This window comes from Mesorhizobium intechi (assembly GCF_002879535.1).
GTDB lineage: Bacteria > Pseudomonadota > Alphaproteobacteria > Rhizobiales > Rhizobiaceae > Mesorhizobium > Mesorhizobium intechi.
In genome coordinates, this window is sequence record NZ_PNOT02000223.1 from 17190 (window position 1) to 37936 (window position 20747).

At 64.0% G+C, this 20747-nt stretch carries 23 protein-coding genes; 5 read left to right on the forward strand and 18 right to left on the reverse strand.

From position 1 onward, the window contains the following. Positions 1-13: 13 nt before the first annotated feature. The 4 genes from C1D09_RS19435 to C1D09_RS19450 all read right to left on the reverse strand — a co-directional run bounded on the left by C1D09_RS19435 (position 14) and on the right by C1D09_RS19450 (position 3849). A complete protein-coding gene (locus C1D09_RS19435; protein WP_208760406.1) occupies positions 14-1006 on the reverse strand; it encodes a hydroxyacid dehydrogenase in 993 nt (330 codons plus the stop codon). 2 nt (positions 1007-1008) lie between these two features. Beyond that, positions 1009-1728, reverse strand: a complete 720-nt coding sequence (locus C1D09_RS19440; protein WP_143975836.1) for a FadR/GntR family transcriptional regulator — start codon at positions 1726-1728, stop codon at positions 1009-1011. Positions 1729-1730: 2 nt separating this feature from the next. After that, complete coding sequence (locus tag C1D09_RS19445) at positions 1731-2900, reverse strand: mandelate racemase/muconate lactonizing enzyme family protein (RefSeq protein WP_143975837.1); 1170 nt, start codon at positions 2898-2900, stop codon at positions 1731-1733. Positions 2901-2961: 61 nt separating this feature from the next. Continuing rightward, positions 2962-3849 carry a sugar phosphate isomerase/epimerase family protein gene (locus C1D09_RS19450; RefSeq protein WP_143975838.1) on the reverse strand — a complete coding sequence of 296 codons (888 nt, stop codon included), beginning with the start codon at positions 3847-3849 and terminating at the stop codon, positions 2962-2964. Between the two features lie 401 nt (positions 3850-4250). Between C1D09_RS19450 and C1D09_RS19455 the strand changes: the two genes are divergently transcribed. From C1D09_RS19455 to C1D09_RS19465, 3 genes are read left to right on the forward strand one after another with little or no spacing between them, the layout of a single operon-like run. Continuing rightward, the gene (locus tag C1D09_RS19455; protein ID WP_143975839.1) at positions 4251-5306 is read left to right on the forward strand and encodes a sugar phosphate isomerase/epimerase family protein; all 1056 of its coding nucleotides are present in this window, start codon (positions 4251-4253) and stop codon (positions 5304-5306) included. A gap of 52 nt (positions 5307-5358) precedes the next feature. Beyond that, positions 5359-6546, forward strand: coding sequence for a Gfo/Idh/MocA family protein (locus C1D09_RS19460; protein WP_143975840.1), 1188 nt, complete (start codon positions 5359-5361; stop codon positions 6544-6546). A gap of 41 nt (positions 6547-6587) precedes the next feature. Beyond that, entirely contained in the window at positions 6588-7439 is an 852-nt protein-coding gene (locus tag C1D09_RS19465; protein WP_143975841.1) for a sugar phosphate isomerase/epimerase family protein, read from the forward strand. 125 nt (positions 7440-7564) lie between these two features. Here C1D09_RS19465 and phnE (C1D09_RS19470) read toward each other — a convergent pair whose 3' ends face one another. The 9 genes from phnE (C1D09_RS19470) to C1D09_RS19510 all read right to left on the reverse strand — a co-directional run bounded on the left by phnE (C1D09_RS19470) (position 7565) and on the right by C1D09_RS19510 (position 15952). After that, a complete protein-coding gene (gene phnE, locus C1D09_RS19470; RefSeq protein WP_143975842.1) occupies positions 7565-8932 on the reverse strand; it encodes a phosphonate ABC transporter, permease protein PhnE in 1368 nt (455 codons plus the stop codon). A gap of 110 nt (positions 8933-9042) precedes the next feature. Next, positions 9043-10014, reverse strand: a complete 972-nt coding sequence (gene phnE / locus C1D09_RS19475) for a phosphonate ABC transporter, permease protein PhnE (RefSeq protein ID WP_143975843.1) — start codon at positions 10012-10014, stop codon at positions 9043-9045. Between the two features lie 55 nt (positions 10015-10069). Next, the gene (gene phnD, locus C1D09_RS19480) at positions 10070-10978 is read right to left on the reverse strand and encodes a phosphonate ABC transporter substrate-binding protein (RefSeq protein ID WP_143975844.1); all 909 of its coding nucleotides are present in this window, start codon (positions 10976-10978) and stop codon (positions 10070-10072) included. Positions 10979-11068: 90 nt separating this feature from the next. Next, complete coding sequence (phnC, locus tag C1D09_RS19485) at positions 11069-11926, reverse strand: phosphonate ABC transporter ATP-binding protein (protein WP_143975845.1); 858 nt, start codon at positions 11924-11926, stop codon at positions 11069-11071. A gap of 233 nt (positions 11927-12159) precedes the next feature. Continuing rightward, positions 12160-12870, reverse strand: coding sequence for a DUF1868 domain-containing protein (locus tag C1D09_RS19490; protein ID WP_143975846.1), 711 nt, complete (start codon positions 12868-12870; stop codon positions 12160-12162). A gap of 85 nt (positions 12871-12955) precedes the next feature. Further along, a complete protein-coding gene (locus C1D09_RS19495; RefSeq protein WP_143975847.1) occupies positions 12956-13573 on the reverse strand; it encodes a DapH/DapD/GlmU-related protein in 618 nt (205 codons plus the stop codon). Next, complete coding sequence (phnL, locus tag C1D09_RS19500) at positions 13570-14277, reverse strand: phosphonate C-P lyase system protein PhnL (protein WP_143975848.1); 708 nt, start codon at positions 14275-14277, stop codon at positions 13570-13572. The genes C1D09_RS19495 and phnL overlap by 4 nt, the downstream gene beginning before the upstream one ends. 2 nt (positions 14278-14279) lie before the next feature. Further along, a complete protein-coding gene (gene phnK, locus C1D09_RS19505; RefSeq protein ID WP_015315654.1) occupies positions 14280-15056 on the reverse strand; it encodes a phosphonate C-P lyase system protein PhnK in 777 nt (258 codons plus the stop codon). After that, entirely contained in the window at positions 15053-15952 is a 900-nt protein-coding gene (locus C1D09_RS19510; RefSeq protein ID WP_143975849.1) for an alpha-D-ribose 1-methylphosphonate 5-phosphate C-P-lyase PhnJ, read from the reverse strand. The genes phnK and C1D09_RS19510 overlap by 4 nt, the downstream gene beginning before the upstream one ends. A gap of 65 nt (positions 15953-16017) precedes the next feature. On the opposite strand from C1D09_RS19510, the gene C1D09_RS33200 reads away from it, so the two are divergent. Then, complete coding sequence (locus C1D09_RS33200) at positions 16018-16224, forward strand: hypothetical protein (RefSeq protein WP_167514679.1); 207 nt, start codon at positions 16018-16020, stop codon at positions 16222-16224. 2 nt (positions 16225-16226) lie between these two features. Here the strand turns inward: C1D09_RS33200 and fosX are convergent, their stop codons facing one another. The 4 genes from fosX to phnG are packed head-to-tail and all read right to left on the reverse strand — an operon-like array spanning position 16227 to position 18829. Then, positions 16227-16646, reverse strand: coding sequence for a FosX/FosE/FosI family fosfomycin resistance hydrolase (gene fosX, locus C1D09_RS19520; protein ID WP_143975851.1), 420 nt, complete (start codon positions 16644-16646; stop codon positions 16227-16229). Next, positions 16643-17755 (reverse strand): carbon-phosphorus lyase complex subunit, encoded by a 1113-nt coding sequence (locus tag C1D09_RS19525; RefSeq protein WP_143975852.1) that lies wholly within the window; start codon positions 17753-17755, stop codon positions 16643-16645. Before C1D09_RS19525 ends, fosX begins: the two co-directional genes overlap by 4 nt. A 1-nt stretch (position 17756) precedes the next feature. Then, entirely contained in the window at positions 17757-18368 is a 612-nt protein-coding gene (gene phnH / locus C1D09_RS19530) for a phosphonate C-P lyase system protein PhnH (protein WP_143975853.1), read from the reverse strand. Continuing rightward, positions 18368-18829 (reverse strand): phosphonate C-P lyase system protein PhnG, encoded by a 462-nt coding sequence (gene phnG, locus C1D09_RS19535; protein WP_143975854.1) that lies wholly within the window; start codon positions 18827-18829, stop codon positions 18368-18370. Before phnG ends, phnH begins: the two co-directional genes overlap by 1 nt. Before the next feature lie 119 nt (positions 18830-18948). On the opposite strand from phnG, the gene phnF reads away from it, so the two are divergent. Continuing rightward, positions 18949-19698, forward strand: a complete 750-nt coding sequence (gene phnF / locus C1D09_RS19540; protein ID WP_143975855.1) for a phosphonate metabolism transcriptional regulator PhnF — start codon at positions 18949-18951, stop codon at positions 19696-19698. A gap of 15 nt (positions 19699-19713) precedes the next feature. On the opposite strand, the gene C1D09_RS19545 is transcribed toward phnF, so the two are convergent. Further along, on the reverse strand, positions 19714-20730 hold the full coding sequence (locus tag C1D09_RS19545) for a zinc-binding alcohol dehydrogenase family protein (protein ID WP_143975856.1): 1017 nt from the start codon (positions 20728-20730) through the stop codon (positions 19714-19716). Between the last annotated feature and the right edge of the window lie 17 nt (positions 20731-20747).

The window sequence follows — 20747 nt, forward strand, 5'->3', positions numbered from 1 at the left end:
GAAACCGCGATTGCTACAGGGCGAGCGGAAACCGCCTGCGGTAATGATCGACCGCTTCCGGATTGCGCAGATTGACCGGCAGCTTGCCGTCCAGCACCAGCAGGGCTTCGCCCGCCGCGCCGATGCCCATGCGCATCATCGATTCCTCGGTAATGCCTGCCATATGCGGGGTGATGATGACGTTGTCGAAACCGAAATAGGGATGATTTGACGGCAGCGGCTGCGTCGAAAACACGTCGAGCGCCGCACCGCCGATGCGGTGCTCCCGCAAGGCGTCGATCAGGGCGTCGTCATCGACGACCGGGCCACGCGAAACGTTGATCAAAAGCGCATTGGGTTTCATGCGCGCGATGCGCTCGCGGCTGATCAGGCCGCGCGTCTCCGGCGTCAGCGGGCAGCACAAAACGATGATGTCGCTCTGCTCGACCAGCGCGTCGATCGACAGGAAGCCGACTTTCTCGGGCGCCGGCTGCATGCTGCGCGTCGTTGCCACCACTTTCAGGTCGAAACCGTGCGCGGCGATATGGCCGACGGCCTGGCCGACGGCGCCAAGGCCGACGATGCCGATGGTCTTGCCGGCAAGTTCGATGTTGGCATTGGCGTGCTCGCGCCCGGCGAGCCAGCCTTTGGCGCGCAGGTCGCGGTCGACCCTGCGGAATTGCCGCAGCAGCGCAAGGGCGGCGAACATGACGTGTTCTGCAACCGAACGGGCATTGGCCGCCGGCACATTGGCCACCAGTACGCCGGCCGCCGTCGCGGCCTCCATGGGGATCATGTCGAGCCCGGCGCCATGGCGGATCGCGGCCCTCAGCTTCCAGGCGCCCTCGAACAGCGCCGGCGGCAGGGGTGCGCGCACGATGACGATGTCGGCGTCCTTGGCCTCCCGGGTCAAGGTGGCGGGATCGAGCGCCGATGCGACGACAAGCTGGCCGGCGCCGGCGAGCCTGGCCGAGGCGCGCGGGTGCAGCGGATGGGTCGACAGGATCTTCGGCACGGTCTGGGCCATTCTCAGGCCTTTTCGAGCGCCGGGCTCGCGGCCGCACTCGCCTTGCCGCCTTCGATCAGGCCCTTCCAGTAGCTCTCCGCCCCTTGCAGATGGGCGCTCATCAGCGCCTGGGCAAGGTTGCCGTCGCGGCGCAGCAGCGCCTCGTAGATCTGCACATGCTCGGCATGCGAACGCACGCTGCGTTCCGGGTCATTGAAGTAGATCGGCAGGCGCTGTTCGCCCATCAGATAGTAGACGCTGCAGATGTTGTGGAAGACGCTGTTCTTGGTGGCGCGCACGATCTCCAGGTGAAATTCGCGGTCCTCCTTGGCCAGACCTTCGCCCGCGGCGATGCGTTCCTCGGAAGCCTTGAGGATCTCGCGCAGCCGCTCGAAATTCTCCTCGGTGGCGCGCGAGCAGGCAAGTTCGGCGGCCTTGATCTCGTGGATCTTGCGCAATTCGACTGTCTCGTAGATCTGCAAGGGGTCGAGCGGCAGGCCGGCGCGCGCGAATAGCGCCAGCGCCTCGACGCTGGCCTGCTTGGTGTCGATGTAGATGCCGGATTTGGCGCGCCGCTCGACGATGCGCATGGCTTCGAGGATGGCCAGCGCCTCGCGGATCTGGCCGCGGCTCACGGCGAAATGCTCCGCCAGCTCACGTTCGGAAGGGGTGCGGCCGCTCTCCTTGTCCGAGTGGGAAAACAGATAGGCCGCGAGTTCCGCGAGAAGGTTCTTTTCTTTCATCGTCAATTGCGTTGCGCGTGCGCCTCCAGGAATCGCTCAGACACGGTGAATCCCAATCCCGGCTTTTCCGGGATCGCTATCATACCGTCCTGTGCTTCGACAGTCTCTTCGATCAGATCGTGTATCATCGGGTTGGCGCCGAGCGAATATTCGACGGTGAAACTCGACGGCGAGGCGGCGCAGACATGCAGCCCGGCGAAGAAGCAGGGCGCGCCGGCCCACAGATGCGGCGCAAAGCGCAGATTGAAGGCGCTGGCGATGGTGCCGATCTTCATCGCCTCGCTGATGCCGCCGCAAAAGGCGGGATCGGGCTGGAAAATGTCGGCAGCCTTGAGCACGGCAAGGTCGCGGAAGGCATAGCGCGTCGCCTCGCTTTCGCCGGTGGCGATCGGCACGGCGCCGGAGGCACGCACTTCCGCCATGCCCGGCTTGTCATCGGCGATCACCGGTTCCTCGAACCAGGCGAGGTCGAGGTCGTTGACGAGGTGGATGAAGCGCTTGGCCTCCGCCACGGTATAGGTGCCGTGAGCGTCGACCATCAGCTCGACGTCGGGACCGAGTGTCTGGCGCGCGGCGCGGACACGGTCCGCCGAGACGTGCGCGGCGCCATCCATGGCGCCTACCCGCATCTTCAGCGCCTTGAAGCCGCCCCGGGCGATGTAGGATTTCAACTGCTCGCCGATCGCATCGGCGGACGCCCAGCCGCCCGAAGCATAGGCCTGCATACGGTCGACCTTGCGGCCGCCGAGCAGCCGCCACACCGGCTGGCCGAGCGACTTGCCCAGGATATCCCAAAGGGCGATGTCAACGGCGCTGATGGCGGCGACGCTCATGCCGCGCCGCGCCAGTTGCGGCATGGCGTGGCCGGCGCGGGCGGCACTGTCGTGGCGCACGCCGTTGTAGAGCATTTCCCAGATGATGCCGATGTCGGCCGGATCGCGGCCGATCAGCTGCGGCCCGACCTCCTGGTTGAGCATGTGAACGAGGGCGCCGTAGCTGCCGGCGCTGCCGGCGGCGTTCTTGCCTTCGCCCCAGCCGACCAGTCCGTCATCGGTTTCGATGCGCAGGATGGCGGCGTCAAAGGTCGTCACCTGACCGAAGTCGCTGCGGTGCTGCCGAGCGGCTTCGATCGGGATGCGGACCCACCAGGCTTGGACGGTCTTGATGCGCATATTTTTCCCCAGCCCCGCCGCCCGGTCAGGCCGAAAGGGCAAGTTTCCCAACAGTCGTCGACTACTTGATCAGAGGCAGCAGCGTTTCGGCGGTGATGCGCATCTGGTCGGTGTAGAATTTCTCGGTCAGCACGCTTGAGCCGTGGTCCTGGATGAACTTCAGCTGCTCAGGCGAGATATCGACCGGGTGGCGCTCGACCATTTCGGGATAGGGTGCCGCCGGCGTGCGGTCGACCGGGGCGACGAATTCATTGGTCAGCGCGCCGTCGTAGCCGACTTCCTTCAGGGTGGCGACGATCTTCGGCCAATCGATCTGGCCGAGGCCGGCCGCGAAGCGGTTGTTGTCGGCGACATGGAAGTCGAACAAGCGCTTTCCAACCTTACGGATGGCGTCGTAGACGTTAAATTCCTCCATATGGATGTGGTAGGCGTCAAGGCAGACGCCGCATTCGGGGCTGACCGCGTCGGCCAGCGCCAGCGCCTGGGCGCCACGATTGAACAGATAGGTCTCGAAGCGATTGAGCGGCTCAACGGCGATCTTGACGCCGACCTTCTTGGCATGGGTGAAGCATTCGCGGGTCGCGTCGACCACCCATTTCCATTCCTCTTCCTCGGTGCCGTCCGGCACGACCTTGCCGACCGTCGCGGGGACGAGCGTGATGATCTCGCCATCGAGCTCGCTGACCATGGTCAGCACGTCCTTGACGTACTGCACGGAGCGCTCGCGCTGCCCCTGGTTCTTGGCGGCAAGGTTGCGTTCGCCCAGCATCAAGGTCACCGCGCCCCAGCAGCGAATGCCATGCTCCTTCAACAGCGCCCGCGTCTCCTTGGTCTTGTACTGCTCGGGCTCGCCGGAAATCTCGATCGACTCGTAGCCGAACTTCTTGATGCGCCTTAGCGTCGTTTCCAATGGTTCCGCCCGCATCCAGTTGTGCGTCGAAAGATGCATGGTCTGTCCTTCCCAAATTCGTCCGTATCGTTTGCCTTCGACATGCGTCGCCGAAAGGCGGCGCAAGGATTCCTCCCCAAGGCATCCCCAGCCTTTTCCTGCTAACTGGTTCGACCAATTGGGCCTGAAGTGAGGTCTACAGCAAATTGTCTGGAACGGCAAGAAGCGCGGATGTGCAACTTGCTGCGCGAATTATTACGTTGATTATATTGTGATATATGCCAATGCGCCGGGCGCCCGGCGAGCTCGGCTGATGCAGTGTCAGGCTTGACCAAATTCCCCGATTTGGTAATACCAGAATGGCAGTGCCTGCAAAGCGCCCGATGCAAAAAGACCAAAGTGGCTGGCCCTGCTTCCAATCGGCGCTATGCTTGGTCGCCACATAATGAGGGAGGATGCCGATGCCGACGACAATGAAGGGCCCCGGACTGTTTCTGGCGCAGTTCGCGGGTGACGCAGCGCCGTTCAATTCGCTGGCAGCGATCACCAAATGGGCCGCCGGTCTCGGTTATAAGGGCGTGCAGATCCCGACCTGGGACGCGCGCCTGTTCGACCTCGGGAAAGCGGCGTCTTCCAAGGCCTATTGCGACGAGGTGAAGGGCGTCTGCGCCGATGCCGGCGTCGAGATCACCGAATTGTCGACGCATCTGCAGGGACAGTTGGTGGCGGTGCATCCAGCCTATGACGCCCAGATGGATGGCTTCGCGCCAGCCTCGGTCCACAACAACCCAAAGGCGCGGCAGGCATGGGCGGTCGAGCAGATGAAGTTCGGCGCCAAGGCGTCGCGCAATCTTGGGCTGAATGCTTCGGTATCGTTCACCGGCTCGCTGGCTTTCCCTTACCTCTATCCCTTTCCGCAGCGGCCGGCCGGACTGATCGAGGAGGCCTTTGGCGAGCTCGGCAAGCGATGGAAGCCGATCCTCGATGTCTATGAGGACAATGGCGTCGATGTCGGCTACGAAATTCACCCCTGCGAGGACGTGTTCGACGGCGCCACCTTCGAGATGTTCCTCGATGCGGTCGGCGGCCACAAGCGCTGCAACATCAACTACGACCCCTCGCACTTCCTTTTGCAGCAACTCGACTATCTCGAATTCATCGACATCTATCACGAGCGTATCAAGGCCTTCCACGTCAAGGACGCCGAGTTCAACCCGACCGGGCGGCAAGGTGTGTATTCCGGCTATCAGAGCTGGACCAACCGTGCCGGCCGGTTCCGCTCGCTCGGCGACGGGCAGGTGGATTTCGGCGGCATCTTCTCCAAGCTGACGCAGTACAATTATGATTCCTGGGCGGTGCTGGAATGGGAGTGCTGCCTGAAGCACCCGGAGGATGGAGCAGCCGAAGGGGCGCCCTTCATTCAGCACCACATCATCCGCGTGACGGAAAAGGCATTCGACGATTTCGCCGGCGGCGCGACGGACAAGAAAGTCCTGCGCGCGATGATGGGAATCTAACACAGCTTTCCTCCCCGGAGGGGAGGAGCATCCAAGACACGAGGGACAAAACATGGTCGGCGCATCGAAATCGGAAACGGGAGGCGGCCCGATCCGCTACGGCATGGTCGGCGGCGGGCAAGGCGCCTTCATCGGCGCGGTGCACCGCATCGCGGCGCGCCTGGACAATGAGTTCGTGCTGGTGGCTGGTGCGCTGTCGGCGAACCCCGAACGCGCCAGGGCTTCGGCCGCGGAACTCGGGCTCGATCCGGACCGCAGCTACGCTTCCTATGCCGAGATGGCCAAGGCCGAGGCCAAGCGCCCCGACGGCATCGAGGCGGTGGCCATCGTCACGCCCAACAATGTCCATGTGCCGGCTGCCAAGGCCTTCCTCGAGGCCGGCATCCACGTGATCTGCGACAAGCCGCTGGCGACGACACTGGCCGAGGCGAAAAAGCTCGCGGCAGTCGTCGAAAAGACCGGCAAGGTGTTCGTGCTCACCCACAACTACACCGCCTATCCGATGGTGCGGCAGGCACGCGAAATGGTGGCCAAGGGCGTGCTTGGCGACATCCGCATCGTGCAGTCGGAATACCCGCAGGACTGGCTGACCGAGGATCTCGCCGCCACCGGCCAGAAGCAGGCCTCATGGCGCGGCGATCCCAAGCAGGCGGGCGCCGGCGGCGCGCTGGGCGACATCGGCACCCATGCCTACAATCTCGCCCGCTTCGTCTCCGGGCTGGAGCTGGATTCGCTGTCGGCCGATCTCGATGCCTTCGTGCCGGGGCGGCTGCTCGACGACAATGTCAACGTCATGCTGCGCTTCAAGCCCACCGGCAAGACGCACCCGGCCAAGGGCATGATCTGGGCCAGCCAGGTGGCGCCGGGCCATGAGAACGGGCTGAAGCTGCGCATCTATGGCTCGAAGGGCGGGCTGGAATGGGTGCAGGCCGATCCGAACTACCTCTGGTACACGCCGTTCGGCCAGCCCAAGCAGTTGATCACCCGCAACGGCGCCGGCGCGCTGCCGGTGGCGGGCCGTGTCAGCCGCGTGCCGTCAGGCCATCCCGAGGGCTATCTCGAAGGTTTCGCCAATATCTATCAGGAGGCTGCACGCGCCATCCGCGCGGCGCGCAAGAAGGGTGGCAAGCCGGCCAGGGACGTCGTCTTTCCGACCATCCAGGATGGCGTCGAAGGCATGGCCTTCATCGAGGCCTGTGTGAAATCCTCGAAGAAGAATGGAGCGTGGACGAAGCTCTAAAACAAAAATGATCCGGGGGATCAAACGGGGGGAGGGCGTCGATGAAAATCGGCATGTGCATGTTCTTGTGGACGACAGCGGTATCGAAAAAGCACGAGCCGCTGCTTCGCGACATCAAGGCGACGGGCTTCGACGGCGTCGAGATACCGATCTTCGCCGGCACGCCCGACGATTATAAAAAGCTCGGCGATCTGCTCGATCGCATCGGGCTGGAGCGCACCGCGGTCTCGGCGATGGGCGATCCCGCAATGAACCTGATTTCGCCGGATGCGGCAACGCGCAAGGCCGGTATCGCTTACATGAAATGGGCTGTCGATTGCGCCGACGCGCTTGGCGCCAGGACGCTCAGCGGGCCGCTGCACTCGACGCTCGGCGCCTTTTCCGGCAGCGGGCCGACGCCCGCCGAGAAGAACCGTTCCATCGCCTCGCAGCGCGCCATAGGCGACCATGCCGGCACGCGGAACGTGACCATCGGGCTGGAGGCGCTGAACCGGTTCGAATGTTATCTTTTCAACACGATGGCGGACCTTTCGGAACACATCGATGCCGTCGGCCGGCCTCACATCAAGGCGATGTACGACACCTTTCATGCCAATATCGAGGAGGCCGACCCGATCGGCGCCTATACGAAGCATCGCAGGAATGTCGTGCACATCCACATATCGGAGAACGATCGCGGCGTGCCGGGGCGCGGCAACATTCCGTGGAAAGAGACGTTCGCGGCGATCCGCAAGAGCGGCTATGACGACTGGCTGACGATCGAGGCGTTCGGGCGGTCGTTGAAGGATCTGGCGGCGGCGACAAAGGTGTGGCGCGATTTTTCCGAAACGCCGGAAGCGGTTTATCGCGAGGGCTATAAGCACATCAGGAATGGGTGGAGGAAAGCCGCCTAGGCCCCTCTCTTCGTCATCCACAAGCGGGGCGGGGGCGAAGCGGACGCGGAGACCCGAGGGTCCATGCCGCGACGTTCGAGCGCTGAAGGCGGGTCGAGCCGCTGTCGATCCTGAAGCCGAGTGCATCACCCCTGCTCGGCCTGGATTCTGTTGTAGTCGTGAATCGTCCGGCTCAGCCGGCGGCGCAGGAAGTTCGAGATGTTGTCGAAGATGAAGACGACCAGCAGGATCAGCAGCACCATGTAGAAGACGTTGGCCCAGTTGGAGTTGGTGCGCATTGCTTCCCACAGTTTCAGGCCGATGCCGCCAGCGCCCACGGCGCCGATGATGGTGGCGCCGCGTGTGTTTGATTCCCACTGGTAGAGCGTCTGGCTGATGAAGACCGGGATGACTTCCGGCATCACGCCGTAGCGCTGTACCAGAAGGCCGTTGGCACCGGTCGACAACACACCTTCGCGCGGCTTGTCGTCGATGTTCTCCAGCGCCTCGGAGTAGGTCTTGCCGAGCGTGCCGATCTCGGTGAAGAAGATCGCGGCACTGCCCGCGAGCGGGCCGGGGCCGAAGGCGCGGGTAAAGAACAGCGCCCATATCAGCATGTCGACCGAGCGCATGAAGTCGAAGAAGCGTTTCAGGACCTGGCTGAGCACGCCGCTCGGCGTGATGTTGCGGGCGGCGAAGAAGGCGAGCGGGAACGCGACGATGCCGCCGAGCAGCGTGCCCAGGAACGCCATGACGATCGTCTGCAAAAGCTTCGTCCAGACGTCGCCGTGCTGCCACTGGGCGTTGTTCCAGATGTTGTCGCCTGCCAGCGCCAGGTTCGACGTGCCCGGCTTCAGTTCGGGCCCGGACACGATCAGCGAGATCACCTCTCCCGCTGATTTGCCGAAGAAGGGCGAGCGCGTGTCGAAGACGAAATTCGCCCAGCCGAGGAAGCGTTTGCGCACCTTGACGCGGTCGACGGTAACGCGCACCTCGCCGACGAAGCCCATCTTGGCGACCACCTCGTCGTCATGCGCGGTGATCCAGTCCGGCACCGGGCCTGATATCACCGGCTTGTCGCTTGTCAGCGAAACCGGTACGGTCTGGCCGTTGGCGACGATCGTTGCCCGCGCCTTGTCGAAGGTGACGGATTTCGCCGGACCATCGATCAGCACGGTGAAGGTGCCGTCCGGATTCTTGATCACCCAGTCGGGGTTGGGGTTCTCGCCAAGCGCGGAAAAGCGCGGGTATTTTGGCGTGATCTCAGGCTGGTCGAGGCGGAATTCCGGTTGCAGGTCGTAGCTGATCCATTGCGTCAGGAACAGCGGCAGACGTTCCCAATGCGATTCCCGCAGCACTTGCGGCAGGCTGAAGAACCACAGGACATAGACGAGATAGGTCAGGATGCCGACGGACAGGAAGAGCGGGGCGAAGCGTTTGTATGGCGGCCGTCGGAACACTTGCGGATAGCGCTCCTCGATCGACAGTATCTCCTCGGCGGTCATGGTCGCCATGGTTTGTCTTTCCCTTTGACCGTGATGTCCTGGACAAAACGCTTCCCGTTTGTCCGGGAAAACCGGATGCGACTTTTCGCTAACGCGGTCCATCGGGTCGGGATCATGGTCTACGCCGCCATCATAAAGGCTTGCTCGCCGACCAGCTTGCGGCGCAGCCAGGCGGAGAACTGGTCGATGATGAAGATGGTCGTGAACAAGAGCAGCACCAGCGCCAGCGTCTTGGCGCCGAAGCCGCGAGAGATGGACAGCTTCAATTCCTCGCCGATGCCGCCGCCGCCGACGGCGCCGATGATGGTCGAGGCGCGGACATTGATCTCGACGCGCAGCAGCGTGTAGGACATGAAATTGGGCAGCACCTGCGGCAGGTCGGCGAAGCGCACGCGCTCGAACCAGTTGGCTCCGACCGCCCGCAGGCCTTCCTCGGCGCGCATGTCGATGTTTTCGTTGATCTCGTAGAACAGCTTGCCGAGCGCGCCGATCGAATGCAGGCCGATGGCGATGATGGCTGCGATCGGGCCGATGGAGACGATGGCCGCGAACAGGCCGGCAATGACGATTTCGGGAAAGGCGCGCTGCAGTTCCATGAAGCGCTTGACGACCAGCCGCAGGGCCGGATGAGGTGTCAGATTGCGCGCCGCCATGAAGGAAAACGGCACCGCGAAGATAAAGCCGATGAAGGTGGAGACCAGCGCCACGTTCACCGTGGTCAGCATGAGCTCGAAATATTCGGGGATGTAGAATCCGGCCCAGACATAGATCCGGCCGAGTGGGAAGTTGTATTCCTGGGTGCCCGTGTCATGCGGCGAGGCAATATCGAACAGTGCCCGCCAGACGTCGTTCCAATCCTTGGGGACCAGCCAGCCCAGGAAATCCAGAATATGCGGAAGCCGGTCGAAGAAGTGCCCGGCATTGGCCTCGTCGGCAAACCACATGCTGGCGAACATCGCGGCCAGCAGCAGGCCGACGCCGAGTACTGTATAGAACCGGCGCAGCGACGTCTGGCGTCGCCAGGCATCGGCCATCTGGTGGGGAGCACCAGAAGGGGTTGTCAAAGAAGGGGCTGTCACGGAAAGGGTCATGATCGGAGATGCAAAAAAGGGCGGTGTTCGAACACCGCCCTTTTCGATTTCGCCGTTAGCCGCCGATGGCTGCCTTACGGGCTTCGACGATGACGTTGTAGAAGTCCGGCTTGACCGGAACGTACCCGGTGAAATCGCCCCCTTCGACGCCCTCGAAGCAAGCCTTGTCCTTCTTCGGCAGTTCGGTGAAGAAGGCGGCGAGCTTGGCGGTCATCTCGTCGCCGAGCGCGGTGCGCACGACCAGCGGGCCGTTCGGGATCAGGCCCGAGCGCCAGACTTCGACGAAGTCGTTCGGGTCGACGGCGCCCTTGGCGACGACCTTGTGGAAGGTGCCGGAGGTGAAGCCGTTCTTGAAGTCGCCGATGCCCGAGGAATCATCGACCGCGACATCGACCTTGCCGTCGCGCACGGCGAGGATGTTGTTCTCATGGCCGCCGTTGAACTGGGTCGAGGCGAAGAAGGTTTCGTTCGAGGCGCCGGTTTCCTTCGGAATCTGGGTCAGTGGGATCAGGTAGCCCGAGGTGGAGTCCGGATCGGCGTAGCCGAGCTTCTTGCCCTTGGCCGACTTGATGTCGGTGATGCCCGAGGTCTTCAGGGCCAGGCCGATCGAATAATAGCCGGTGGAACCGTCGGTCTGCCGGGTGGTGAGGATCGGGGTCACCGCTTTCGGATCCTTGAGATAGACGCTGGCGTAGCCGGAGGCGCCGAGTTCCGCGAAGTCGAGCGTGCCGCCGAGCAGGCCCTGGACAACGCCGTCATAGTCGGCGGCAGGAAACAGCGAGACCTTCTCGAAGCCGAATTCGGCCTTCAGATGATCGGCCAGGCACTGGTAGTTGCGCAGCCGGTCGGTCTCGTTTTCACCGCCCAGAATGCCGACGCGGAACTCCTTCATGTCGGCGGCGTGGGCCATGCTGGTTGCCATGGCGAGCACCGAAACGGCGCTGAAAACCATCTTCCTGAACATTTGATGTCTCTCCTTTAAGTTCCGGCCCCGTGCCGGCAGCGTTCGTGATCTTGACAAGTGCCCTTGACGCGGGCGGACGATCCAGTGCGCTCAGTAACCCGGGAATGCGGGTTCGAGCGGTCCGGCGGATGCTGCGATCTTCTGCCTGAAGGCAACGCTGGTGGAGGTGATGGCCTCCGATATCTCCGCGCCATTGCTGTCGGCGCCATAGACAAGGCGCACGGCCTCACGGTTGAGCTCTTCCGGCGGGCCGTCGAAGACGACCTTGCCGGCTGCCATGCCGATGATGCGGTTGCAATAGGCGCGGGCGGTGTCGAGCGTGTGCAGATTGGTGACGACGGTGATGCCCTCGCGCAGATTGATGTCCTGCAGCGAATCCATCACCACCCTGGCGTTGAGCGGGTCGAGCGAGGCGATCGGCTCGTCGGCGAGGATCACTCTGGGCTGCTGCATCATGGCGCGGGCGATGGCGACACGCTGCTGCTGTCCGCCAGACAAGGTGCCGGCGAGCTGAAGCGCGGTGCGGGCTATGTCGAGCCGCTCGAGCGCGGCGACCGCCTCCGCGCATTCGGCGCGCGAGAACATGCCGAGAAGGTTGGACAGGGTCGAACGGTGGTTCAATTTGCCAAGTAGGACGTTGGTCAGCACGTCGAGGCGCGGCACCAGGTTGAACTGCTGGAAGATCATGGCGCAATCGCGCTGCCAGCGCCGCAGCGGCGAGCCGCGCAGCCGGGAAACCTCGGCGCCGTCAAAAAAAATCGACCCCTGGCTGGGGTCGACAAGACGGTTGATCATGCGAAGAAGGGTCGATTTGCCAGCGCCCGAACGGCCGATGACGCCAACCATCTGACCCTGCGGGATCGAAATGTTGACGTCGCTGACGGCGGTGTTCTTGCCAAATCGTCGGCTGACGCCGCGGATTTCGAGCGTGGCAGAGCTTGCTGACATGAGCAGGTTCCAGTCCGGACCTTGTTGATCGTCAGGCACTCGCCTAACGCAGCCACATGAACCTGCCATGTCGCCAGCATGTCAGTTTTGTTACGCTCCACAGGCGCGACGCCTGCAGCGCGTCGCGCTGAATCGAATTCATGCGACGCGCTTCAGGTCCTTGGTCTTTATGCGTGTCGTTCTCCCAAGCCGGGGCCGCTTTCGGGCGACATGCGTTGGCGCCTTGTCGGCGATCAGCCGAGCACCAGCAATTCCTCGAAGTGCTTCATGTCGCGGAAGGCGCAGAAGGCGGGCGCCCTGATCTCGATTGTCGGAGCCTGCCTTGCGAAAAGCGCCAGGCAATCGTCGAACAGAGCCCGCCACGCGGCGGCGCGGTCGTCGGCAAGGCGCCGGATCTGATAGGCGAAGGTGATGTGGAAGACATAAGCGTCATGATCGGGGTGCCGGTAGCCGAACGGCATCGCCAGCGCATCGCGCCATTGACGCATGATGCGCACGTCCTCGTCGGTCGCGCCGGCCACGGTGAGACCGGTGGGCACGACCTCGACAACCTTGATGTTGAAAGGACCGAAGCCCTCGAAGCCCTTCAGGCGCTCCAGATAGAGGCGGGTCATGGCATCGATGCTGGTGTCGAGCGGTACGTCCTGCGGCCAGTAAGGCAAGCGGCGGCGATGTTCGATGATACCTTGGAACAGCGTCATATGCAGGCTGGAAACAGGCGTGAAGGCGAGCCGGTCGGCGTCGGGCATCGCCAGCATCTTCGCGCGCACCGCAAGCACCACGGCTTCGGACGGCGAGCCGCTGACGAGGTGGCTGACGATCGTGTTGCCGGGCTCGGTCAGGAAGTTGCCCGAGGTGTCGTAGCGCGTGCCGAGATGCGCCGGCGGGGTCGGGTTGGAGCCGGCAAAGAATCCGGCGAGCGAGGGTCTGACGGTGGCAAGCATGGCAATCTCCTTGGGGAGATGGCGTCCTGTCCGAGTCCTGTGTCAGAGATATGAACGGGTTCCCGAATAACGATGATGTGAGGAGCTATCCCTCGTATTTCTCCAGGAAAGCCTCCGCCGACAGCTCGCGAAAATCATCGAGCGAAGCGCGCAGCCGCGCGTGGTCCCAGTCCCACCAGCCAAGCGCCTGGTAGCGTTCGGCGGTGCGGCGGTCGAAGCGCTCGCGGATCGGCTTGGCCGGCACGCCGACGACGATGGTGTAGGGCGCGACATCCTTCGAGACGACCGCCCCGGCACCAACCGCCGCGCCATCGCCGACAGTGACGCCGGGCAGGACGGTCGAGCCATGGCCGAGCCAGGTGTCGTGACCGATGGTGACGCGCTTGGCACGGCGCTGGGCGAAGAACTCGCTCTCATGCTCGGCGTCGTCCCAGTAATCCGAGGCGCGGTAGGTGAAATGATGCAGCGTCGGCCGCCAGGTCGGGTGGTTGGTGGCGTTGAGGCGCACGCTTGCCGCGATATTGGCGAACTTGCCGATCGTCGCGCACCAGACCGAGCAATCCTGCATCATGTAGGAATAGTCGCCGAGTTCGCTTTCCGAAACCCGGCTGCGGTCGGCGATCTCGGTCCAGCGGCCGAGCGTCGAATTGTGCACTTCCGCCGTTGGGTGGACCAGCGGCGTCTCCGACAATTTCCTGGTCATGCGGCGAGTTTTCCTGGAGCAAAAGCGGTGACGTCGATGATGCGGTCGGCAACCGCCTCGCGCACATCATGATCGTGGAAGATGCCAAGCAGGGCGACGCCCGCCGCCTTCTTGGCGGCGATGAGTTCGATCACCACGTCGCGGTTGGTGGCATCGAGCGAGGCGGTTGGCTCGTCGAGCAGCAGGATGGGGTGCTCGGTGATGAAGCCGCGCGCGATGTTGACGCGCTGCTGCTCGCCGCCGGAGAAGGTCGCCGGCGGCAGCGCCCAGAGCTTTTCCGGCAAATTGAGCTGAGCCAGCAGCGCGCGCGCCCTGCCTCTGGCCGCCTCGCGTTCCTGTCCGCGCTCGACCAGTGGCTCGGCGATGACATCGAGCGCCGAGACGCGCGGCACGGTGCGCAGGAACTGGCTGACATAGCCGATCGTTTGCCGGCGAACGGCAAGCACGGTGCGCGGGCTGGCATTGGCAAGATCGATCAGTCCGTCCTCGTGGCTGACGATGATCTGCCCCTCGTCGACGGCATAGTTGCCGTAGAGCATTTTCAGGATGGAGCTTTTGCCGGCGCCGGACGGCCCGCCGAGCACGGTGCATTCGCCCGCCTTGATCGAGAACGAGACACCGGCGACGACAGGCAGTTTGATGCCATCGCGCAGGTGCATGGTGAAGCTTTTTGCGACGTCGGAAACAACGAGTGGGGTTGGCATCGCTACACCTGCAAGATGGAGGAAACGAGAAGCTGCGTGTAGGGCGCGCGCGGGTCGTCCAGCACGCGGTCGGTGAGGCCGCTTTCGACGACGCGGCCGTCCTTCATCACCATCATGCGCTGCGACAGCAGGCGCGCCACCGCGAGGTCGTGGGTGACGACGATGGCAGCGAGGCCGAGATCGGTGACCAGCCCGCGCAAGAGATCAAGCAAGCGCGCCTGTACCGAGACGTCGAGGCCTCCGGTCGGCTCGTCCATGAACACCAGCCGTGGGCCGGTGACGAGGTTGCGGGCGATCTGCAGGCGCTGGCGCATGCCGCCGGAAAAGGCACGTGGCTCATCGTCGATACGGTCTTCCTCGATCTCGACGCGCGACAGCCAGTCGACCGCCGTGGCGCGAATCTTGCCGTAGTGACGGTCGCCCACCGCCATCAGCCGTTCGCCGACATTGGCGCCGGCTGACACCGTCATGCGCAAACCGTCGGCCGGGTTCTGGTGGACGAAGCCCCAGTCGGTGCGCATCAGAAAGCGGCGCTCGGCCTCGCTCATACGGTAGAGCTCGCGGAACTGGCCGTCGCGCATGCGGTAGCTGGCGGTGCCCGACGAGGGCAACAGACGCGTCGACAGGCAATTGAGCAGCGTCGTCTTGCCGGAACCGGATTCGCCGACGACAGCCAGGACCTCGCCCGGCCACAGGTCGAAGGAGACGTTGTCGCAGCCGACGCGCGAACCGTAGAATTTGGAGAGCGCCGAGACGCGCAGCAGCGGTTCGTCGGTCATCGTGCAGGCTCCATTTTCTCGGAAGCAAGATGGATTTCCGGAGCAAGATGGCCGCGATGGCCCTCTTGGCGCCGCTTCTCGCAATGGTCGGTGTCAGAGCAGACGAACATGTGGCCGCCATGGTCGTCGAGGATGACCTCATCAAGATAGACATTCTCGGCCGCGCAAAGTGCGCAGGGCTGGTCGAAGGTCTGCACCTCGAACGGATGGTCCTCGAAGTCGAGGCTGACGACATCGGTGAAGGGCGGCACCGCGTAGATGCGCTTCTCGCGGCCGGCGCCGAACAGCTGCAAGGCGGGCGAGCGGTGCATCTTGGGATTGTCGAATTTCGGCGTCGGCGAGGGGTCCATCACATAGCGGCCCTCGACCTTGACCGGATAGGCATAGGTTGTGGCGATGCGGCCGTGCTTGGCGATGTCCTCGTAGAGCTTCACATGCATGAGGCCGTATTCCTCCAGCGCATGCATCTTGCGCGTCTCGGTCTCGCGCGGCTCGAGGAAGCGCAGCGGCTCGGGGATCGGCACCTGATAGACCAGCACCTGCCCCGCCGTCAGCGGATGCTCGGGAATGCGATGGCGGGTCTGGATGATGGTGGCGCTGGCGGTATCGGTGGTGACAGCGACGTTGGCGACCTTCTTGAAGAAGGCGCGGATCGAGACGGCGTTGGTGGTGTCGTCGGCGCCCTGGTCGATGACCTTCAGCACGTCGTCGGGGCCGATGATCGAGGCGGTGACCTGGACGCCGCCGGTGCCCCAGCCATAGGGCATCGGCATTTCGCGCGAGGCGAACGGCACCTGATAGCCGGGAATGGCGATGCCCTTGAGGATCGCCCGGCGGATCATCCTTTTGGTCTGCTCGTCGAGATAGGCGAAGTTGTAGGTAGCGATGTCGGTCATGGCGATCACATCCACATTGTGCTATCAAATTGGCGTCCAGGACGCCGGAACAGGGGCGAATTCAGATGAGCTCGGCCGGGTGGGTGCATCTCGCAATTGTGTTGGTGGTGTTCGCCGGCGTCGTTCTTTTTTTCCTTCGGCGCATGGTTTTTCCCGTTGCCAAAGGGGGCTCCCAAGGCGAGCCCGTGGGCATCGGCGGTGGCGACTATTCCGGGTATGACAGCTATGGCGGTCATAGCCACGACGGTGGCGGCCATGGGGGCGGGCACTGAATTCATTGCACCGTCTCCAAACCCCTCGCATAGCGCTGCAGCCGATCCGCAAGCGTGCCGGTGTGCAGTTCGAACATGTGGTTGTCGTCGTCGTAGAAATAGATCGAGCGACCTTCACCCTCGACGCGCGGACGTGGCGGGCGCATGTCGAGGCCTAGCTTGGCGACACGCCCGGCGTAGCGGTCGAAATCGGCGTCAGCGATCTTGAAGGCGATGTGGTTGTAGCTGCGCTCCGGCAGCTTTTCGCCTTGCATGATGGCGATCCAGAGGTCGCCGATCAGGAAGAATTTTTCGCGCGACAGCGAGAACTGGGCGGCGTCGCTGGCATAGACCTCGCGGGCGTCGAATACACCCTCCAAAATCTCAGTCATCCGGCCGAGATCCCTGACGATGAAGGTCATGTGGGAGAGGCCCTCGATCATTCCGCGGCCTCCCTCTTCTCTTCCACCTTGGTGGGGTTCTCCCGGGCCTCGTATTCGGCCCGCATGCGGCGCACCAGGTCGAGTTCGGCCTGGAAGTCGACATAATGCGGCAGCTTCAGATGCTCGACGAAGCCGGTCGCCTGGACGTTGTCGGAATGCGAGATGACGAACTCCTCGTCCTGGGCGGCGGCGACGACGTCCTCGCCGAGCTCGGAGGCGCGCAGCGCCCGGTCGCAAAGCGCCATGGCCATCGCCTTGCGCTCGCTCTGGCCGAAGACGAGGCCGTAGCCGCGGGTGAACTGCGGCGGCGCCTTGGCCGAGCCCTTGAACTGGTTGACCATCTGGCATTCGGTGACCCGCACCGTGCCGAGGGGGGCTGCGAAGGGCAGTTCGGGGACATCGAGTTCGAGCTCGACCTCGCCGATTCGGATCTCGCCGACAAAGGGATGGTTGCGGGCATAGCCGCGTTGGGTGGAATAGCCGAGCGCCAGGAGGAAACCTTCATCGCCACGCGACAGCGCCTGAAGGCGGATGTCGCGCGCCATCGGGAATTCCAGCGGCTCGCGGGTGATGTCGCCGGGCACATGATCCTGCGGCATCTGGCCATCCGCTTCGATCAGGCCTTCGCGGGCGAGGATCGCCGAGACGCGCGGCATGGCCAGCTTTTCCGTCTCGCGCCGCAAGGGTTCGGCGACATCGGCGCCGGCGGCAAGCCCGGGATCGAGCAGCCGGTGCGTGTAGTCGAAGGTCGGGCCGAGCAACTGGCCGCCCGGCAGGTCCTTGTAGGTCGCCGAGACGCGCCGTTCGACCAGCATGGCGCCGGTATCGATCGGCTTGCTGTAGCCGAAGCGCGGCAGCGTGGTGCGATAGGCACGCACCAGGAAGATCGCCTCGATCATGTCGCCGCGTGCCTGGACGATGGCGAGCGCCGCGAGTTCACGGTCATAGAGCGAGCCTTCGCTCATCACCCGGTCGACGCCGAGCGCCAGCTGTTCGACGATCTGGTCGAGGCGCAGTGCAGGCACCGAACGGTCGCCGCGCCGGCGGTCGGCAAGCAGGCTGTGGGCGTTACGAATAGCGGCTTCGCCGCCTTTTACCGCGACATACATCTTACGCCTCCATCGTCTTGATGCGCGTGGTGCGCGGCAGGCAGGCTATGCCTTCAGCTGTGGCGAGGATGATGTCGACGCCGCGCGGAAAGCGCTGGATATTCTGCTTCCACTGCTCGATGAAATGACGCGGCATCTGCGCCGGCGCGATCGTGGCGCTGGTTTCGATGCCGGGACCTTCCAGCAGCAACGGAGTGCCTGAAACGAGGTCGCTGACCTGCAGGATCAGGGTGGTCGACCTGTCGGGATAATCCTGCGTTCCCTGCGCAAAGCCGTCGAGCGCCATCATCTCGGCCGGCGTGGCGACAAAGGCGAAATGCGCGTCGGCAGGGGTATTGGCCAGCGGCGCGCCGGTGTGGAAACCAAGCCAGGAGCCGATCGCGGCGGAGGCGTGCAGGGCCGGGTCGAGCCAGAGCGGCGTGTCGTTGTCGCACAGCGCCAGTGCCACGGCGCCAGCGGTTGCCGAGAGCGGCGCCGGCGGACGGGCAAGGGCCGGCAGAGGCTGCACGCTGCCCGGACGCGCCATCGCGTCCATGACCGCGCGAAACACAGTCTGGGCATTGAAGACCGGATCGGCAAAGCCGCCCTCGATCGATTGCGCTGCGATATCCATCAATCTTCTCCGCGAACCATGGTGAAGAAATCCACCTTCGTTGCCGCTGTCTCGGCGCGTCGTTTTTCCTGGGTAGTCGCGAGCGCCGACCGCAAAGGCGCGATCAGCCTGGTCTCGACCTCGGCGCGGCGGGCAGGGTCCTGCCAGAGCGCGTCGGCTATCGCCGCCAGCCTCGCCTTCTGCTTGTCGCGGCCAAGTGCGTAGCAATGGCCGACCTGTCCGGACGGCAGCCGGACGGTGGCGCGGGTGACGGTCGCCTCGCCGACATTGAACGGAGCGCCGCCGCCGCCGATGCGTCCGCGCAGCGTCACCAGCCCGGTCTCGGGACCGCGCAACAGTTCGGCTTGCGAAGGCAGGCCGGCTTCGTTCCAGAGCCGGACGATGTCGTCGCCGCTCGATTGTGCCAGGGTCGCCATCGCGGCTTTGCGTTCGGCCTGGTCGCGGGCTTCCTGTCCTCGCATTGGCAGCATTCCTCTTTGCTAAATTTGTCTATTGATATAGACAACTATACAAATTATACATATTACCTAGCGCGAGTCCATGACGGATGGATGACAGGGACGGAAGGCAGGGGACATTCATGATCGGGCGACAGGAAGCCGACAGCATCGAACGGCGCAGCGGCGTCTCGCTGTGGCGGCAGATCGCCGACAGGATCCTGCAGGCGATCGCCACTGGCGATTTCGCCGAGAATGCCGCGCTGCCGCCCGAGGTGGCGCTCGCCGAGCGCTATGGCGTGAACCGTCACACGGTGCGCAGCGCCATATCCGCGCTCGTGCAGGAAGGGGTGCTGCGGGCCGAGCAGGGACGGGGCACCTTCGTCTTGTCGCGCAAGCGGCTATCGTATCCGATCGGCGCACGTACACGCTTTTCAACAGGCCTGCAGGGGCAGACCTCGGAACGCCATATCGTGCTGCTTTCCTCATCGGTCGAGCCGGCCAGCCAGCGCGTCGCCGAGGGGCTTGGACTGGCCAGGGCGGCCGATGTGATCAGGCTGGAGACGCGCGGCGAAGCCGACGGACGGCCTGTGTCACGCGCTGCCGGCTGGTTCGATGCCAGGCGCTTTGCCGGCATCGACAAGGCGATGGCTGAGACTGGCTCGATCACCGCGTCGCTAGCCCGCTTCGGCATCGACGATTATCTCAGGCAATCGACCGTGCTGTCGGCACGCCATGCCGATGCGGCCGATCTCGCCGATCTCGACCTGCAGCCAGGCGCCATCGTGCTGGTGACGGTGGCCGTCAACATCACGTCGGACGGCCAGCCGATCCAGTTCTCCGAGTCGCGCTTTCCGGCGGAGCGGGTCGAACTGAAACTGTCGGCGTTGTGAGCCGAGTTCCGCCGGCTACCCGATCTCGATCACCGCCTTGATCAGGCCGGATTTCTCATGCGCCCAGCGGGCGAGATCGCTCGGCGTATCGGCCAGGGTCGTGCGGTGGGTGACGAGCTTGGTCAGGGGAACCGCGCCGTTGCGGATCGAGGCAGCAACATGATCGAAATCGGCGCGCAGTGCATTGCGGCTGCCGACCAGCGTCATTTCGCGTTTGTGGAATTCCGGATCGGAGAAGACGATGTCGTCCTTGACGACGCTGACCAGCACCAGTGTGCCGCCATGCGCGACATGGGCGAAGGCCGACTGAACCGACCGCGTGTTGCCGGTGGCGTCGAAGACCACGTCGAGGCCTTCGCCTGATGTGGCTTCCCTGACCAGGTCCGGCACCGCTCCGTGTGAGCCGTCGAGGATACTGAAACCAAGTTCGTTCTCGGCGAAAGCGAGGCGTTCACTGCTCATGTCGAGCAGCGTCACGTCGAGCCCGGCAATGCGCGCGAAGATGGCGTTACCGAGCCCGATCGGGCCGGCACCGATGACAAGAGCGCGGGCGCCGGGGTCGGCACGGGCACGACGTACGGCGTGCGCGCCGATGGCCAGGAATTCGACGGCGGCCGCGTCGGCCAGCGACAGCCCGTTGGCCGGATACAGATTCTGCGCCGGGACCAGAATGCGTTCGCACATGGCGCCGTCGCGATGGACGCCCAGCACCTCGATCTTGACGCAGCAATTCGGCTTGCCGTGCCGGCAGGCGATGCACTTGCCGCAGGAGAGGTAGGGGTTGATGACGACCGGTTCGCCAACGGCAAGGTCGACGCCCTCGCCAGTCTCGATGACGGTGCCGGAGACTTCATGGCCCATGATGCGGGGGTAGGCGAGGAACGGGTGCTTGCCCTCGAAAATGTGGTAGTCGGTGCCACAGATGCCGACATGGCTGACCGCGACCAGCGCCCAGCCGGCAGGGGGCGCGCCGGGCGCGGGGCGGTCTTCCAGGACGAGTTCCCCAGGCGAGCGACAGATAACGGCTTTCATGTCTCAGTCCAATTGGG